The following is a 15,664-nucleotide window of genomic DNA, read 5'->3' on the forward strand; positions in this document are numbered from 1 at the left end:
CCACCGGTCCGCGGGTCGCGCCGCCGCGCAGGTGGTGCGGACGGTCGTGCCGGTGGTGCGGACGGTCGCGTCGGTGGTGCGGCCGGTGGTGCGGACGGTCGCGTCGGTGGCCGTCGGGCGGGTCGTACGGCCGTCCGTCGCGCCGTCAGTCCAGGGGCAGGGGACGGACGTCCGGGGTGACCTTCGTGCCCGGCGTGGCGCGGACGATGGTGATGAGACGGTCCGTCAGCTGCAGGGCGGCGGCGGCCGGGTCGTCGTAGCCGAGGACACGGTGGCCGCGTACGACGCTCACCACCAGGTCGTCGGTCTCCCGGGGGCTCTTGCCCACCTCGGCCTTTATGACCGGCCGCTCCACGATGTCCAGCCCGCTGCCCTGCTGGATCAGGTCCTCCATGACCATGCCGGCCGCCGGGCTGAGCACGGACAGCCCCAGCAGCCGTCCCGCCGCGCTGGCGCTGGTGATCACCGCGTCCGCGCCGGACTGCTTGAGCAGGGGTGCGTTCTCCTCCTCCCGCACGGCCGCGACGATCTTCGCCGCCCGGTTCAGCTGGCGGGCGGTCAGCGCCACCAGCACGGCCGTGTCGTCCCGCTGCGTCGCGATGATGATCTGCCGGGCTCGCTGAAGCTCCGCCCGTTTCAGCACGTCGCTGCGGGTCGCGTCGCCGACCACTCCGGCGTACCCCTCCGCGGTGGCCGCGTCGATCGCCTTCGCGCTCGGGTCGACCACGACGACCTGCTGCTTCTTCAGGCCGGTCGCGAGGACGGTCTGGATCGCCGACCTGCCCTTCGTGCCGAATCCGACGACGACGGTGTGATCGCGCAAGGTGGACCTCCAGCGGCTCAGGCGCCACTCCTCACGGGTGCGTTCGGTGAGGACTTCGAGGGTGGTGCCGACGAGGATGATCAGGAACAGCACCCGCAGCGGCGTGATGACGAGGATGTTGGTGAGCCGGGCGCTGTCGCTCACCGGGGTGATGTCGCCGTAGCCGGTGGTGGAGAGGGTCACCGTCGAGTAGTACGCCGCGTCGAGGAAGTCGACGGAGTCGTCGGCGTTGTCGTGGTAGCCGCCGTGGTCGGCGTAGACGATCAGCACGGTCCCGAGCAGCACCAGCAGGGCCATCGCCAACCGCTTGCCGACCTGGCGTATCGGGCGGTCGACCAGCTTGCGCGGGAGCTTCACCCGATGGGTCACGAGATGCTCGCCCGCCTGACGGGCGATCGCGTCATGGCCCGGAAGTTTCACGTGAAACACACTCCGATCCCGGCCGCGGCCCAGGGCAGGTCGATGAGTTCGGCCTCCTGCCCCGCACGAGCGCCGCCCGGCGGCACGACGGCGAGGGCGTCGGCCGCCGCGACACCGCGGAGCATGGCGGGGCCGTTGTAGCGCAGCGGGACCGCGTGGTCGCCGCGCAGCACGGCGGGCACGAGCCTGGTGTCGTACGGATGCCCGTGCACGGCGCCCTGCAACGGCAGCGTGTACGGCTCCGGGGCCGGGCGCGCCGCCAGTGTGCGCAGCAGCGGCTCGGCCAGCGTGAGCAGGCCCGAGACGGCCGCGAGGGGGTTGCCGGGCAGGCCGACGAGGTGCTGGTGCTCCTTGGTGCGGGCCAGCAGCATGGGGTGGCCGGGGCGCACCTTGACGCCGTTGACCAGCAGTTCGGCGCCGATCCGGCGCAGGGTGGGGTGCACGTGGTCGACGGGGCCCGCGGCCGTGCCGCCGGTGGTCACGATCAGGTCGGCCTCGGAGCGGCTGACGACCCTGTGCAGGGCGTTGGCGTCGTCCCCGATCCGCCGGACCGTGGAGACCTCGGCGCCGAGCGCCCGCAGCCAGGGCGGCAGCATCGGGCCGAGCGCGTCCCGGATCCGGCCGTCCTGCGGCAGCCCCTCGGTGAGCAGTTCGTCGCCGAGCACGAAGACGTCCACGCGGGGGCGGGGAACCGCGGTGAGGGTGTCGTACCCGGCGGCTGCGGCGAGGCCCAGCACGGCCGGGGTGACCAGGGTGCCGACCGGCAGCAGGTGGTCTCCGCCCCGGCACTCCTGGCCGCGTGGGCGGATGTCCTGGCCGTGGCTCATCTCCCGGGTCGGATGCAGCCGGCCCTTGGCGTCCGTCCGGCCGTGCTCGCTGCGCAGCACGGCGGTGGTGTCCTGCGGGATGCGCGCGCCGGTCGCGATCCGGACCGCCTCGCCGTCGGTGAGCGGCTCGGGCCGGGCGTGTCCGGCCAGCGCGCCTCCCTCGCGTACGTCCCAGGGCCCGGGGCCGGCGACCGCCCAGCCGTCCATCGCGGAGGCGTCGAAGGACGGCAGGTCGGTGAGCGCGGCCAGGGGCTCGGCCAGGACCAGGCCCAGGGCGGCGTCCAGCGGAACCGAGACGGGCGCGCGACCGGTGCCCGCTCGGGCGGCGCGGACACCGCGGGCGGCACGGGCGGCGATCTCGCGGGCCTGGGACCAGCAGGTGGCCTGGTGGTGGGCGTCGTCGGCGTACGGTGATCCGGCCCCGTGGGCTGCGTGCCGCCCCTCGGAGGGTGCGTGTCCGTGGGCGGAGGGGCCGCCGGGGGGTTCCTTCACGAGGGCGAGGGCCTCCTCGACGTCCAGGTCCTCGGTGTCGCCGGTGCTGACGCGGGGGGCGGTCATCCCGCGTCCGGCCGGGTGTCGGGCGTGGCGTCGGGGGCCATGTCTGGCTCGCCCCGCGTACTGTCCTCGTCCTCCCAGCGCAGGGCGAGCGCGGCGGCCTTGCGGGCGGCCTCGGCGACCGCCTGGGGGCCGCCCCCGGCCCGTGCCGCCGCGTAGCCGACCAGGAACGTGGTCAGGGGAGCCGCGGGCCGGGCCACGCCGTGCGCGGCATCGCGGGCGAGGTCGAGCAGTACGCCGGTGTCGACGTCCAGGTCGATGCCCAGCTCGTCCTTGACTGCGGAAATCCATTCATCCAACACGTGCCCATGCTCCCTGATGCGCGCCCTGGCAGCGGCGATGTCGTCCCAGGTGTCGCAGTCGAACGACGCGACGTGGTCGGGGACGCGGGTGAGGTCGAGCGCGGCCGTCAGCCGCCGCAGCGGCAGCCCGGCGAGGGAACCGCGGGGCGGGGCGGGGGCGGGGCGGGCGCCGGTGGCCGGGGCTGTGGCGGTGGCGGTGGCGAGCGATGCCAGGACGCGGTGCAGCGCCGCTGTGCGGTAGGCCGCCACGAGCGGCTGGTCGCGGCCCTCGGCGTCGGTGAGCAGGACGCCGTCGGCGCGGTCCGCGCGCAGGGCGGCCAGCAGCCTTCGGACGGTGGCCGGTTCGAGGAACGGCAGGTCGGCGGAGAGGACGACGACGTGGTCCGCCGTGGTGTGGCGCAGTCCCGCCTCCAGCGCGGCGAGCGGCCCGCCGCCGGGCGGTTCCTCGCGCGCCCACCGCACGGGCCGCGCGGTGGGCCTTCGATCGGCGACGACGACGGTGGTGCGCGCGTCGGCGCAGGCGCCGAGCACCCGGTCGAGCAGGGCCCGCCCGCCGACCCGCACGCCGGGCTTGTCCGCGCCGCCGAGCCGCCGGGCCGCGCCGCCGGCGAGCACGACGGCGTCGTAGGCCGGCGCGTGGCCGCCGCGCACGTCGTGCCGGACCGGATCGCCGGGGCCGCCGGGCACGGCGTGCGTGCCCCGGTCGTCCGGTGCGCCGGCGGTGCCGCGGGGATCGGGTGGCTCGTGGGCGGTCACCCCACGAGTATGCGTCCCGCCCGTGAGCGCGGGGCACACGGGCGGGAGGCACCCGGGCGGGGCCGGGCGGTCACCATGTGCGCAGCAGCACCGCCGGCTGTTCCACGCAGTCGGCCACATACCGCAGGAATCCGCCCGCCGTACCGCCGTCGCACACCCGGTGGTCGAAGGTCAGCGAGAGCTGCACGACCTGCCGTACCGCCAGCTCGCCCTCGTGCACCCACGGTTTGGGGACGATGCGGCCGACGCCGAGCATGGCGGCCTCGGGGTGGTTGATGATCGGTGTGGAGCCGTCCACGCCGAAGACGCCGTAGTTGTTCAACGTGAAGGTCCCGCCGGTGAGTTCCGCCGGTGTGAGGGTGCCGGTCCGGGCCGCCTCGGTCAGCCGTGCGAACTCCGCGGTCAGCGACTCGGCGTGGCGGGTGTGCGCGTCCCGCACGACCGGGACGACGAGTCCGCGCTCGGTCTGCGCGGCGAAGCCCAGGTGGACGTGGTCGAGCCGGACGATCTCCCTGGCCTCGGTGTCCACCGTGGAGTTGAGTTCCGGGTGACGGGCGAGGGCGGCCGTGCAGATCCTGGCGAGCAGCGCGAGCAGGGAGATCTTCGGACCACCGGCCGCGTTCATGGCCGCCCGGGCGCGCATCAGTTCCGTCGCGTCGGCGTCCACCCAGCAGGTCGCGTCGGGGATCTCGCGCCGGCTGCGGGACAGCTTGTCGGCGACGGCTCCGCGCACGCCCTTGAGGGGCACGCGGGAACCGGCCGTCCCGGGGACGGACGGCGGGGCAGGCGCGGGGGTGGTCCGTGTCCGCGCCGCGTCGCCTCGCAGCGCTCCCTCGACGTCCGCGCGCAGGATCAGCCCCTCGGGCCCGGAACCCGACAACCGCCGCAGATCCACGCCGTTCTCCCGGGCGAGCCGGCGCACGAGCGGGGAGATGACGGGAACGGGTCCGTCGGCCGGCGCCCGTCCGGGCGCCCCGGCCGGTGCGGCCTCCGCGCGGGTCGCCCCGCCCGAGGCCCGGGACGGCCCTCCGGCCGCCGGACGCGCCCCGCGTCCACGGTGGTCCACCGGGGCGTCCTCGGGGCCGGGGACGGCGCCGGGGACGGCCACGGCGCCGAAGCCGGGCGCGGGCCGCGCACCGTCCGCGGCGCTCACCCCGTCCATGGCCCCCGTGCCGTCGGCGGCCGCGACGCCCGCCCGTGCCACCGGCGCGGCCGGTGTCGTCGGACGCACCCTGCGGCGGCGGGCCGGGGGCGCGCCCGTGCCGTAGCCGACCAGGACGTTGCCGGAGCCGCCGGTGTCGCCCTCGGCGGGCGGTCCGGAGGGTTCGCCGACGGCGACCGTCAGCAGCGGTGCGCCGACGGGCAGTTCGGTCCCCTCCTCGCCGAAACGGGCCGTGACGACGCCGCCGTAGGGGCAGGGCACCTCGACCATCGCCTTGGCCGTCTCGACCTCGACGACGGGCTGGTCGACGGCGACGACGTCGCCCACCTCGACCAGCCAGCGCACGATCTCCGCCTCGGTGAGCCCCTCCCCGAGGTCGGGGAGCTTGAACTCCAGCACCTGTGCCATCAGCTCTCGGCCTCCCACTGCAGACGCGCGACGGCGTCCAGGATCCGGTCGACGCCGGGCAGGTGGTGCCGCTCCAGCATCGGCGGCGGATACGGCACGTCGAACCCGGCCACGCGCAGCACCGGCGCCTCCAGGTGGTGGAAGCAACGCTCGGTGACCCGCGCGGCGATCTCACCGCCCGGTCCGCCGAACCCGCCCGACTCGTGGACGACGACGGCGCGCCCGGTGCGCCGCACCGACGCGCACACCGTCTCGTCGTCGAACGGCACCAGCGAGCGCAGGTCGACGACCTCCAGGTCCCAGCCCTCGGCCCGGGCCGCCTCGGCGGCTTCGAGGCAGACGGGCACGGACGGGCCGTAGGTGATCAGCGTGGCGCTGCGGCCGGTGCGCCGCACCACCGCGCGGCCGATCGGGTCCACCGCCGGCGGCTCGTCGGGGTTCCAGGAGTCCTTCGACCAGTACAGCCGCTTGGGTTCGAGGAAGACGACCGGGTCGTCGGAGGCGATGGCGGCGCGCAGCAGCCCGTAGGCGTCGGCGACGGTGGCGGGCGTGACGACGTGCAGCCCCGGGGTCGCCATGTAGTACGCCTCGGAGGAGTCGCTGTGGTGCTCCACGCCGCCGATGCCGCCGCCGTAGGGGATGCGGACGGTGATCGGCAGGGGCATCTTCCCGCGGGTGCGGTTGCGCATCTTCGCCACATGACTGACGAGCTGCTCGAACGCCGGGTACGCGAAGGCGTCGAACTGCATCTCGACGACCGGGCGCAGTCCGTACATCGCCATGCCGACGGCGGCGCCGAGGATGCCGGCCTCGGCGAGCGGGGTGTCGGTGCAGCGGTCGTCGCCGAACTCCTTGGCGAGTCCGTCGGTGACGCGGAAGACGCCACCGAGGGTGCCGACGTCCTCGCCCATGACGTGCACGGCGGGGTCGGCGGCCATCGCGTCGCGCAGGGCGCGCGTGAGGGCCTGGGCCATGGTGGCCGGTTTGAGCGCGACGGTGGTCATCGGGCCGCGCCTTCCTCGGCCTCGGCCTCGAGCTCGGCCCGCAGCAGGTCCCGCTGCTCGCGCAGCTGCCCGGTGGGCTCGGCGTAGACATGGGCGAAGAGGTCCATGGGGTCGAGCGCCGGGTCCTGGTTCATGCGCTCGCGCAGCCGCGCGGCCATCGTCTCGGCGTCCTCGCGGACGGCCGCGACGCCACCCTCGTCGAGCAGGCCGCGCCCGGTCAGCTCCCGCTCCAGCAGCGTCACCGGGTCGTGGTCGCGCCAGGCCGCCACCTCGGCGTCGCCGCGGTAGCGGGTGGCGTCGTCGGCGTTGGTGTGGGCGTCGATGCGGTACGTCACCGCCTCGACGAGCGTGGGACCGCCGCCGGCGCGCGCGTGGCGCACGGCGTCGGCGAGCACCTCGTGGACGGCGGCGGCGTCGTTGCCGTCGACCAGGCGGCCCGGCATGCCGTACCCGACGGCCTTGTGGGCCAGGGAGGGCGCGGCGGTCTGCTTGGCGAGCGGGACGGAGATCGCGAAGCCGTTGTTCTGCACCAGGAAGACGACCGGCGCCTGCCAGACGGCGGCGAAGTTCAGTGCCTCGTGGAAGTCGCCCTCGCTGGTGCCGCCGTCGCCGACCATCGCCAGCGCGACCACGTCGTCGCCCTTGAGGCGGGCGGCGTGCGCGAGGCCGACGGCGTGCGGCAGCTGGGTGGCCAGCGGTGTGGACAGGGGGGCGACCCGGTGCTCGAAGGGGTCGTAGCCGGTGTGCCAGTCGCCGCGCAGCAGTGTCAGGGCCTCGACCGGGTCCACGCCACGCGCCACGGCCGCGAGCGTGTCGCGGTAGCTGGGGAAGAGCCAGTCGCGCTCCTCGAGGGCGAGGGCCGCGGCGACCTCGCAGGCCTCCTGGCCGGTGCTGGAGGGGTAGACGGCGAGGCGGCCCTGCTTGGTGAGGGCGGTCGCCTGTGTGTTGTACCGGCGGCCGAGCACCAGCTGCTCGTACAGACGGCGCAGCAGCTCCGGATCGGCCTTCGCGGCCGCCTCCGTCCCCAGGACGCGGTAGGGCTCCGCGTCGGGCAGCAGCGGCGCGGGGTCGGTTCGGGGCTGCCAGGCGGGCGGCGGCGATGGCCGGTACGCACCCCGCTGCTCCATGACCGTCATGACGGGCACCTCCTCGTGGGAGCGGCTACGGGAGGCGTGTCGACTGTGACCCGCCTCACCTACCGATTGTTCGGTCGTCGACGCATTTTGGCTACAGGCGACCTCAGGCTGTGGACAAACGGTTCTCCACAGCATGGGATGGACGCAGTACGTCCATGGCGAAGAGGCGGGGGGACATGGCACCTGAACAAATGGCCGACGGGCAGGACGGCGCCGTCCTGCCGCCGCCGCGCCCGCTGGACGCCATCGACCAGGACATCCTGCGCATGCTCCAGGCCGACGGACGCGCCTCGATACGGTCGGTCGCCGAGCGGACCCACGTCTCGCGCGCCAACGCCTACGCCCGCATCAACCGCCTCATCGAGGACGGCGTCATCCGCGGCTTCGGAGCGCGCGTCGACCACGAGCGCGCGGGGCAGGGCACGTCCGCCTACATCACGCTGAAGATCGTCCAGAACTCCTGGCGCACGGTGCGCGAGCAGCTGCGCCTGCTGCCCGGCGCCTCACACATCGCCCTGGTCGGCGGCGACTTCGACGTGCTGCTGCTCGTGCACACCCCGGACAACCGGGCGTTGCGCGAGGTGGTGCTCACCCGGCTCCAGGCGATCCCCGAGGTGCTCAGCACCCGCACGCTGCTGGTGTTCGAGGAGGAGGACCTGGAACCCCAGGGGTGAGCCCGTGCCGCCCCGGGCGCCTTCGCACACGCTCCCGGACGCCTTCCCGCGCGGTCCCGGACGCCTTCCCGCGCGGTCCCGGACGCCTTCCCGCGCCGCCTCAGGCGTCCTTGCGCAGGCCGGTGAAGACCAGCCGGACGACCGCGTCGCGCACTTCCCGCTCGCTCGTCCCGCGCCCGTCCGGCCGGTACCACTCCACGATCGAGTTGATCATCCCGAAGACGAGCCGGGTGGCGAGCCGCACGTCCACGTCGCCGCGCACGTCGCCCTCGGCGGCCGCGGCCCTCAGCAGCTCGGCCACCCTGTGGTCGAACTCGCGGCGCCGCTCCAGCGCCCACCGCTCGGTCTCGGTGTTGCCGCGCACCCGCAGCAGCAGCGTCACGTACGGCAGTTCGGCGATGAGCACCTCGACCATGCGCCGCACGACGTACTCCAGGCGCTCGACGGCGCGCCCCGCGCGCGCGTGCTCCTCGTCGAGGATCCCGAAGAGCCCGTCCAGCGCGCGGCTGACCGCCCGGCGCAGCAGCTCCTCCTTGCCGGCCACGTGGTGGTAGATCGACGACTTGGAGATGCCGGCCGCCTTGGACAGGTGCTCCATGGAGGTGCCGTCGTAGCCGCGCTCGTTGAAGACCCGCACGGCCACCGAGAGCAGCGTCTCCGGGGTGTACGTGTCGCGTCTGGCGGTGGTCATGAGGCGCCCTCCCGCTTCTCGCCGGCGTACGCGTGGCGGTACAGCGCGAGGGACGGGGCGTAGCGCCCCGAGGGGTCGCGCAGGTGCAGGTCGTCCAGCAGGCCGTAGGCCCAGGTCCGGCCGAGCCTGCGGCTCCATTCGAAGGGGCCGAGGGGGTAGTTGACGCCCAGGCGCATCGCGGTGTCGATGTCCTCCTCGGTGGCCACGCCCTTGGCGACGGCGTCCAGCGCCAGGTCGACGATCCGGGCGACGGTGCGGGCGACGATCATGCCGGGGACGTCGCCGATGACGCTGACGTCCTTGCCGAGCGCCTGGAAGAGGCCGATGGCGTCCGACAGGGTCTGGGGGCTGGTGTCCTGGGAGGCGGACAGGGCGACGCGGGTGGCCCTGCGGTAGTCGAGGGCCAGGTCGAAGTAGACGACGTCGCGGAACTCCACGGAGGTCTGCCCGTCGGCGAGGACCAGCTGGCCGCCGCCGGGGAGCACCAGGCGGGTGCCGTTGTCCTCGTCCTCCTCGCGGACGGTGATGCCCGCCTCGCGGATCAGCGCCGGCACCTCGGACGCCGGGCCGAGGTCGCCCTCGACGACGACGTAGGCGGGCGGCCGCCGCTTCTCGGCGGTGTGCGGTTCGGGGCGCTCGGCGCCGTCGCCGTAGTCGTACCAGCCCTGTCCGCTCTTGCGGCCGAGCCGGCCCGACTCGACCAGCCGCCGCTGGGCGAGCGAGGGCGTGAAGCGCACGTCCTGGAAGAAGGACTGCCACACGGAGTGAGTGACGGACTCGTTGACGTCCTGCCCGATCAGGTCGGTCAGTTCGAAGGCGCCCATCCGGAACCCGCCGCACTCGCGCAGCACCGCGTCGATGGTGGCGGGGTCGGCGCCCTGGGACTCCAGGACGGCGAAGGCCTCGGCGTAGAAGGGGCGGGCGATGCGGTTGACGATGAAGCCCGGGGTGTCGGCGCAGGCCACCGGCGTCTTGCCCCAGGCGCGGGCCGTCTCGTACGCGCGAGTGGCCGAGGTGACGTCGGTGGCGAACCCGGAGACGACCTCCACCAGCGGGAGCAGCGGGGCCGGGTTGAAGAAGTGCAGGCCCACCAGGCGGCCGGCGTTGCGCAGCGCGCCGCCGATGGCGGTCACCGACAGGGACGAGGTGTTGGTGGCGAGCAGGCAGTCGTCGGCGACGATGCCCTCCAGCTCGGTGAACAGGCCTTGTTTGACGTCCAGCCGCTCCAGCACCGCCTCGACGACCAGGGCGCAGTCGGCGAGCTCGGCGAGGGTGTCGGCGGGCAGGAGCCGGGCGCGGGCCGCGTCCCGGTCGGCGGCGGTGAGGCGGTCCTTCTCGACGAGCCGGTCGAGCCGGGCCCCGATCGCGGCGGCCGCCTGTCCGGCCCGTCCGGGCGCGGCGTCGTACAGGCGTACGGGGTGACCCGCGACCAGCGCGACCTGGGCTATGCCCTGGCCCATGGTGCCGGTGCCGACGACGGCCACCGGGCTGCTGAGGTCGAGTGCTGTCATGTGCGCGATCCTCCCGCACGGGGTTTTCCACAGTTGCGGCGGACCCCCTGGCCCGACTTTTCCACAGATGCGGCCGATCCCCTTGTCCCGACCGATCGTTCGGTTACTCTAGCCCTGACCGGCTGTCCCCGCCCATGTTTCTGCCAGGTCATGAGCTCGACGAGGAGCTCTCGAGACAAGGAGTTGGTCCCGCATGGCCACCGCCGAACCGACCGCGCACGAGCTCATCGCCCGGCACCGGCCCACTCTCGACCAGGCGCTGGAAGCGATCCGCACGCGCGCCTACTGGTCCCCGCACCCCGAGCACCCCAAGGCCTACGGGGAGCACGGCAGCCTGGACGCGGGCGCGGGCAAGGCCGCCTTCGACGCCCTGCTGGGCTCCCGCATCGACCTCGGCCAGCCCGGCACGGACGACTGGGTCGGCGGCGAGGTCTCGCCGTACGGGATCGAGCTGGGCGTGACCTACCCGCACGCGGACCTCGACGTGCTGCTGCCCGCCATGAGGGCCGGGCAGGCGGCGTGGCGGGACGCGGGCCCCGAGGCGCGCGCGGCGGTGTGCCTGGAGATCCTCAAGCGGATCAGCGACCGGACGCACGAGTTCGCGCACGCGGTGATGCACACCTCCGGCCAGGCCTTCCTGATGGCGTTCCAGGCCGGCGGCCCGCACGCCCAGGACCGCGGCCTGGAGGCGGTGGCGTACGCGTACGCGGAGCAGGTGCGCGTCCCGGAGACCGCCGAGTGGACCAAGCCGCAGGGCAAGCGCGACCCGCTCACCCTCACCAAGCGCTTCACCGCGGTCCCGCGGGGCATCGCGCTGATGATCGGTTGCAACACCTTCCCGACGTGGAACGGCTATCCGGGCCTGTTCGCCTCCCTGGCCACCGGCAACGCGGTCCTGGTCAAGCCGCACCCGCGCGCGGTGCTCCCGCTCGCGCTCACCGTCCAGGCGGCCCGCGAGGTGCTCGCCGAGGCCGGCCACGACCCGAACCTGGTGGCGCTGGCCGCGGAGCGCCCGGACGAGGGCGTCGCCAAGACCCTCGCCACCCGCCCCGAGATCCGGATCATCGACTACACCGGTTCGACGTCCTTCGGCGACTGGCTGGAGGCCAACGCCCGCCAGGCGCAGGTCTACACCGAGAAGGCCGGCGTCAACACGGTCGTCGTCGAGTCGACCGCCGACTACAAGGGCATGCTCTCCAACCTGGCGTTCTCGCTGTCCCTGTACAGCGGCCAGATGTGCACCACCCCGCAGAACCTGCTGATCCCCCGCGACGGCATCCGCACCGACGAGGGCCACAAGTCCTTCGACGAGGTGACCGCCGACCTCGCCAAGGCGGTCGACGGCCTGCTCGGCGACGACGCGCGCGCCAACGCGCTGCTCGGCGCGATCGTCAACCCGGACGTCAAGGCCCGGCTGGAGGCCGCGGCGGCGCTCGGCGAGGTCGCCCTCGCCTCCCGCGAGATCGCCCACCCGGACTTCCCCGACGCGGTGGTCCGCACACCGGTGATCGTGAAGCTGGACGGCGCCAAGCCGGACGCCGAGGCCGCCTACATGAGCGAGTGCTTCGGCCCGGTCTCCTTCGCCGTCGCGGTCGACTCGGCCGCCGCCGCCGTGGAGCTGCTGCGGCGCACCGTCCGCGAGAAGGGCGCGATGACGGTCGGCGCCTACACCACCGACGAGGAGGTCGAGCGGGCCGTCGAGGAGGTGTGCCTGGAGGAGGCCGCACAGCTGTCGCTGAACCTCACCGGCGGGGTGTACGTCAACCAGACGGCCGCCTTCTCCGACTTCCACGGCTCGGGCGGCAACCCGGCGGCCAACGCCGCCCTGTGCGACGGAGCGTTCGTGGCCGACCGGTTCCGTGTGGTGGAGGTCCGCCGGGAGGCGTGAGACCGCTCAGGACGCGGGCGCGCCGCCGGGCGCGCCCCAGGCGCCCCCGGTGACGCTCCAGTGGTACAGCGTCATGGCCACGCTGGTGGCGAGGTTGTAGCTGGAGACCTGGGGGCGCATGGGCAGGGCCACCAGGTGGTCGGCCCGGGCCCGCAGTCCGTCGGACAGTCCGCTGCGCTCCGAGCCGAAGGCGAGCACCGCGTCGTCGGGCAGCTTCAGGCCGCGGATGTCCTCGCCCTCCGGGTCCAGCGCGAACAGCGGACCGTGGGGCAGCTCGTCCACGGTCAGCCGCTCCACGACGGTCGCGAAGTGCAGTCCCGCCCCGCCGCGCACGACCGTCGGGTGCCAGGGGTCCAACGTGCCCGTGGTGACCACGCCGGTCGCCCCGAAACCGGCGGCCAGGCGGATCACCGCGCCCGCGTTGCCCAGGTTGCGCGGCTGGTCCAGGACGACGACCGGTGCGCCGCGGGGCGTGCGCGCCAGCGCCCCGAGGCCCGCCTCACGGGAGGGGCGTACGGCGAGCGCGGCCACGGCGGTGGGGTGCGGACGCGGCACCAGCGACGCGTACGTCTCCCGGTCCACCTCGGTCAGCAGCGCCTCCAGGGCGTCCCGCACGTCCGGGGCCAGTTCGTCGGCGAGGGCGAGGGCCGCCCGCCGGTCGACGGCGACGGCCACCGGCACCTCGGCGCCGAAGCGCACCGCGTGCTTGAGGGCGTGGAAGCCGTCGAGCAGCACGGACGTCCCGGCGCGCCGGTGCCAGTCGCGTACGGGGTCGGTCATGGGGAGAAGCCTACGCGGGCGGGCTCGCCCTCCTCCGGGGAGCGGGGCTGCCCCGGTCCGGTACCGCCCTGCCGACGGGGCAGGCCCGCACGGCGGAGCAGGCCCGTACCCGCGCGCGCCGCCGCATCGCCCAGCCGGAGCAGGAACGGGGTGGGCAGGAAGACCGCGTCCGTCGCGATCATCGCCAGCGAGAAGAACGGCAGCCCGAGGACGACGGCGATCACCGCGTGCTCCGTCATCATGGCCACCAGCAGGACGTTCTTCACCCGCCGATTGAACAGGGTGAACGGGAAGGCGACCTGAACGATCACCGTCCCGTACGTCACCAGCATCACCATCGTCCCGTTGGCGGACATCAGGTCGGCCAAGCCACGCCAGGGCGAGAAGTAGTCCAGGTGGAGCGGGTAGTACACGGCGGTGCCGTCCTGCCAGCGCGAGCCCTGGATCTTGTACCAGCCGGCCGTCGCGTAGATCAGGCAGGCCTCGACGGCGATCACGAGCAGGGCGCCGTTGTGCATGACGTCGGCGATCACGTCGAGCAGGATCCGCGGCTGGGCCGACCGCGCGTACCGCCCGACCAGCCAGTGCAGGGCGAGGCCCAGCCACACCGTCCACAGCAGCACGGGCACGAACCACTCGCCGTCCGGCCTGCCCGACGCCGTGATCACGGCCAGGGCCAGGCCGAGCACGCTCCACAGGACGGGACCGGCCCGGTCGGGCAGCCGCCGCCCGCGCTCGCGGGCCGCCCGGACGCGCGCGGCCCGCCTCGCATCCAGCGACCACACCCGGCCGCAGCGGGTGAAGACGAGGTACACCGACATCAGATGGAGGACGTTGTCGCCGCCGTCGCCCACGAAGACACTGCGGTTCTGCAGCGAGAGCACGCCGACCAGGAACAGCACGGACATCGTGCGGGTGCGCCAGCCCAGCATCAGCAGCAGGCTCGACACCGCCGCCAGCGCGTAGACCGTCTCGAACCAGAACTGGCCGCGGAACCACAGCAGCGCCGTGAAGGCGCCGTTGCCCGAGACCAGCTGGTGGGCCAGGTCCCAGCTCCACGGGGCGTCGGGCCCGTACAGCTCCTGGCGGTGCGGGAGCTCGCGCAGCAGGAACAGCAGCCAGGTCGCCGAGAAGCCGATGCGTATGACCGCCGACTGGTAGGGGGCGAGAGCCGCTCCGGTGATCCGGGCGATGCCCCGGGAGAGGGAGAGGGCGCCGGCGTTCACCGCACACCTCCGCGCGCCTCGTCGGCCGGGACGGTCCACCAGGGCAGCAGGCGGTACACGGGTGCGGTCGACACGTTCTCCCCGCTCCATGGAGGCGCGGCCACGCTGGTGGTGCGGACGCGGATCTGGACGCGTTCGAGGACGCCTCCGGAGCCGGCCGCCCGATCGCGGTGGAGGCGCAGGACGACGATGCGGCGCAGGTACTGCTCGGACAGGGCGCCGCGCAGGCCTGTCGAACGGTTCTCGCCGTCGTGCGAGGAGGAGTAGAAGTCGAAGGCGCGGCGCAGCTCGTTCTGCTCGGTGTGGCTCGGCACCGGGTTGCCTTCGATGGCGCGGCCGTCCTCGGCCGACAGGTCGTACCAGTTGGTGGTGTGGCCGGCGCCGTCCGCCGCACGGGTCTCGGCGCGCACCTGCACCCCGACGTTCTGCTGCAGCGGGTTCGGCGCGAACAGCTTCCAGTTCTGCTCGAACTCCGGGTAGATCCAGTCGTCGACGGCCTTGCCGTGGGCTTTCGTCACCGTGTTCGAGGGGGCGACGTAGAGGAACACCGTGCCCAGGTGCACACAGGCGACCGCCGCGACGGCGCCGAGCACCAGCGCCGCGACGATCCGGTAGGGGAGGGAGAGCGCGGCGACACCGCCGCGTGCGGACGCGTGGCCCTCGTCCGCGGAATCGGTCCGGGGGCCGGGGGCGAGGCCGGGGCCGGAGGCGGGGCCCGGGCCGGGGGCGGGGATGACCTCCGGGCGGGGGTTCGGCAGGGAGACGGCCGCGGAACCCGAGCCCGGTCCGGGAGCCGAGCCCGCGGCGGAACCCGAGCCCGGTGGAGGACCGGGAGCGGCATCGGCGCCGGTGGGGTCCGCCGGATCCGCGGTGTCCTCCGCCGGCCCGGAGTCGCCGGACCCACGGGAGTCGCGGTGGTCACGGGAGTCGCGGGGGTCACGGCGGTCGCGGGAGCCGCCCGGCTCGGCCGGGGCGCCCGGGGCGCCCGGGCGGCCGGCCGCGTCGTCGGTCTCAGCGGCCCCGGGCGCCCGGCCGAACTCGTCGGCACGGCCGGGGCCGTACCGCCCGCCGGGCCCGTTCGAGCCCCTCTCGTTCGCGTCCATTCCGCCCGCTCCCCGGTCCCGGTCCGTCATCGCGCCCGGCGTCCGCCCGGCCGCGAGGTGGGGCGGCGCACCACCCGCACCGCCCGCGCGCACCGTTCCCGGGCGCCGCACGGAACGGTACTCACGCCCGGCCGCCGGGCACAGCCCCGGTCCGCGAGGCCGTGGGGCCCCGCCCGCGTTTCGTACCGCTCTGTGACCGTTCACCCGAACGGGCGGGGAGGCCGGACGCCGCGCGGCGCACCCTCCCGCCGCCCGACCGGCCCGCAGGGGCCGTCCACAGCGGCCCCGGCAGAGGTTCCGCGGTCCGTCCACAGGGTGTGGCCGCGGTTGTCCACAGCGGTTGACACCCTACGGCGGCGGGCCGCACCATGGAATCCGCCGGACCGAACGATCGGTCG

Annotated in this window: 13 protein-coding genes; 2 read left to right on the forward strand and 11 right to left on the reverse strand. The window is 74.4% G+C overall.

All coding sequences use genetic code 11. The annotated features are described in order from the left end of the window. Positions 1 to 145: 145 nt before the first annotated feature. The 6 genes from ACH5A8_RS10835 to pdhA form a co-directional block, all read right to left on the reverse strand. The gene (locus ACH5A8_RS10835; protein WP_399000281.1) at positions 146 to 1,243 is read right to left on the reverse strand and encodes a potassium channel family protein; all 1,098 of its coding nucleotides are present in this window, start codon (positions 1,241 to 1,243) and stop codon (positions 146 to 148) included. Next, complete coding sequence (locus ACH5A8_RS10840) at positions 1,240 to 2,628, reverse strand: molybdopterin molybdotransferase MoeA (RefSeq protein WP_399000283.1); 1,389 nt, start codon at positions 2,626 to 2,628, stop codon at positions 1,240 to 1,242. Before ACH5A8_RS10840 ends, ACH5A8_RS10835 begins: the two co-directional genes overlap by 4 nt. Then, the gene (locus ACH5A8_RS10845) at positions 2,625 to 3,683 is read right to left on the reverse strand and encodes an NTP transferase domain-containing protein (RefSeq protein WP_399000285.1); all 1,059 of its coding nucleotides are present in this window, start codon (positions 3,681 to 3,683) and stop codon (positions 2,625 to 2,627) included. Before ACH5A8_RS10845 ends, ACH5A8_RS10840 begins: the two co-directional genes overlap by 4 nt. 70 nt (positions 3,684 to 3,753) lie before the next feature. After that, a complete protein-coding gene (locus ACH5A8_RS10850; RefSeq protein WP_399000287.1) occupies positions 3,754 to 5,253 on the reverse strand; it encodes a dihydrolipoamide acetyltransferase family protein in 1,500 nt (499 codons plus the stop codon). Next, positions 5,253 to 6,257, reverse strand: a complete 1,005-nt coding sequence (locus tag ACH5A8_RS10855) for an alpha-ketoacid dehydrogenase subunit beta (protein ID WP_399000289.1) — start codon at positions 6,255 to 6,257, stop codon at positions 5,253 to 5,255. The genes ACH5A8_RS10850 and ACH5A8_RS10855 overlap by 1 nt, the downstream gene beginning before the upstream one ends. Next, positions 6,254 to 7,393 (reverse strand): pyruvate dehydrogenase (acetyl-transferring) E1 component subunit alpha, encoded by a 1,140-nt coding sequence (pdhA, locus tag ACH5A8_RS10860; protein ID WP_399000291.1) that lies wholly within the window; start codon positions 7,391 to 7,393, stop codon positions 6,254 to 6,256. Before pdhA ends, ACH5A8_RS10855 begins: the two co-directional genes overlap by 4 nt. 191 nt (positions 7,394 to 7,584) lie before the next feature. On the opposite strand from pdhA, the gene ACH5A8_RS10865 reads away from it, so the two are divergent. Continuing rightward, positions 7,585 to 8,067: an Lrp/AsnC family transcriptional regulator gene (locus tag ACH5A8_RS10865; protein WP_399000658.1), complete on the forward strand. Its 483-nt coding sequence runs from the start codon at positions 7,585 to 7,587 to the stop codon at positions 8,065 to 8,067. Between the two features lie 100 nt (positions 8,068 to 8,167). Here the strand turns inward: ACH5A8_RS10865 and ACH5A8_RS10870 are convergent, their stop codons facing one another. Continuing rightward, positions 8,168 to 8,758 (reverse strand): TetR/AcrR family transcriptional regulator, encoded by a 591-nt coding sequence (locus ACH5A8_RS10870; RefSeq protein ID WP_399000293.1) that lies wholly within the window; start codon positions 8,756 to 8,758, stop codon positions 8,168 to 8,170. Next, the gene (locus ACH5A8_RS10875; protein WP_399000294.1) at positions 8,755 to 10,269 is read right to left on the reverse strand and encodes a 3-hydroxyacyl-CoA dehydrogenase; all 1,515 of its coding nucleotides are present in this window, start codon (positions 10,267 to 10,269) and stop codon (positions 8,755 to 8,757) included. Before ACH5A8_RS10875 ends, ACH5A8_RS10870 begins: the two co-directional genes overlap by 4 nt. A gap of 193 nt (positions 10,270 to 10,462) precedes the next feature. On the opposite strand from ACH5A8_RS10875, the gene paaN reads away from it, so the two are divergent. Beyond that, the gene (gene paaN / locus ACH5A8_RS10880) at positions 10,463 to 12,157 is read left to right on the forward strand and encodes a phenylacetic acid degradation protein PaaN (protein WP_399000296.1); all 1,695 of its coding nucleotides are present in this window, start codon (positions 10,463 to 10,465) and stop codon (positions 12,155 to 12,157) included. A gap of 6 nt (positions 12,158 to 12,163) precedes the next feature. On the opposite strand, the gene ACH5A8_RS10885 is transcribed toward paaN, so the two are convergent. Genes ACH5A8_RS10885 through ACH5A8_RS10895 form a run of 3 tightly spaced genes read right to left on the reverse strand, consistent with a single transcriptional unit; the run spans position 12,164 to position 15,266 of the window. After that, entirely contained in the window at positions 12,164 to 12,937 is a 774-nt protein-coding gene (locus ACH5A8_RS10885) for a TrmH family RNA methyltransferase (protein WP_399000298.1), read from the reverse strand. Continuing rightward, a complete protein-coding gene (locus tag ACH5A8_RS10890; protein ID WP_399000300.1) occupies positions 12,934 to 14,163 on the reverse strand; it encodes an HTTM domain-containing protein in 1,230 nt (409 codons plus the stop codon). Before ACH5A8_RS10890 ends, ACH5A8_RS10885 begins: the two co-directional genes overlap by 4 nt. Then, positions 14,160 to 15,266, reverse strand: a complete 1,107-nt coding sequence (locus tag ACH5A8_RS10895; RefSeq protein WP_399000302.1) for a DUF5819 family protein — start codon at positions 15,264 to 15,266, stop codon at positions 14,160 to 14,162. Before ACH5A8_RS10895 ends, ACH5A8_RS10890 begins: the two co-directional genes overlap by 4 nt. Positions 15,267 to 15,664 lie beyond the last annotated feature (398 nt).

Origin of the sequence: Streptomyces sp. NPDC018610 (assembly GCF_044391765.1) — a bacterium.
GTDB lineage: Bacteria > Actinomycetota > Actinomycetes > Streptomycetales > Streptomycetaceae > Streptomyces.

Excerpts from the sequence above, each read along its gene's own strand:
- ACH5A8_RS10840 (WP_399000283.1), bottom strand. The coding sequence starts at position 2,628 with ATGACCGCCCCCCGCGTCAGCACCGGCGACACCGAGGACCTGGACGTC.
- ACH5A8_RS10850 (WP_399000287.1), bottom strand. The coding sequence starts at position 5,253 with ATGGCACAGGTGCTGGAGTTCAAGCTCCCCGACCTCGGGGAGGGGCTC.
- ACH5A8_RS10855 (WP_399000289.1), bottom strand. The coding sequence starts at position 6,257 with ATGACCACCGTCGCGCTCAAACCGGCCACCATGGCCCAGGCCCTCACG.
- pdhA (WP_399000291.1), bottom strand. The coding sequence starts at position 7,393 with ATGACGGTCATGGAGCAGCGGGGTGCGTACCGGCCATCGCCGCCGCCC.
- ACH5A8_RS10865 (WP_399000658.1), top strand. The coding sequence starts at position 7,585 with ATGGCCGACGGGCAGGACGGCGCCGTCCTGCCGCCGCCGCGCCCGCTG.
- ACH5A8_RS10870 (WP_399000293.1), bottom strand. The coding sequence starts at position 8,758 with ATGACCACCGCCAGACGCGACACGTACACCCCGGAGACGCTGCTCTCG.
- ACH5A8_RS10875 (WP_399000294.1), bottom strand. The coding sequence starts at position 10,269 with ATGACAGCACTCGACCTCAGCAGCCCGGTGGCCGTCGTCGGCACCGGC.
- paaN (WP_399000296.1), top strand. The coding sequence starts at position 10,463 with ATGGCCACCGCCGAACCGACCGCGCACGAGCTCATCGCCCGGCACCGG.
- ACH5A8_RS10885 (WP_399000298.1), bottom strand. The coding sequence starts at position 12,937 with ATGACCGACCCCGTACGCGACTGGCACCGGCGCGCCGGGACGTCCGTG.
- ACH5A8_RS10895 (WP_399000302.1), bottom strand. The coding sequence starts at position 15,266 with ATGGACGCGAACGAGAGGGGCTCGAACGGGCCCGGCGGGCGGTACGGC.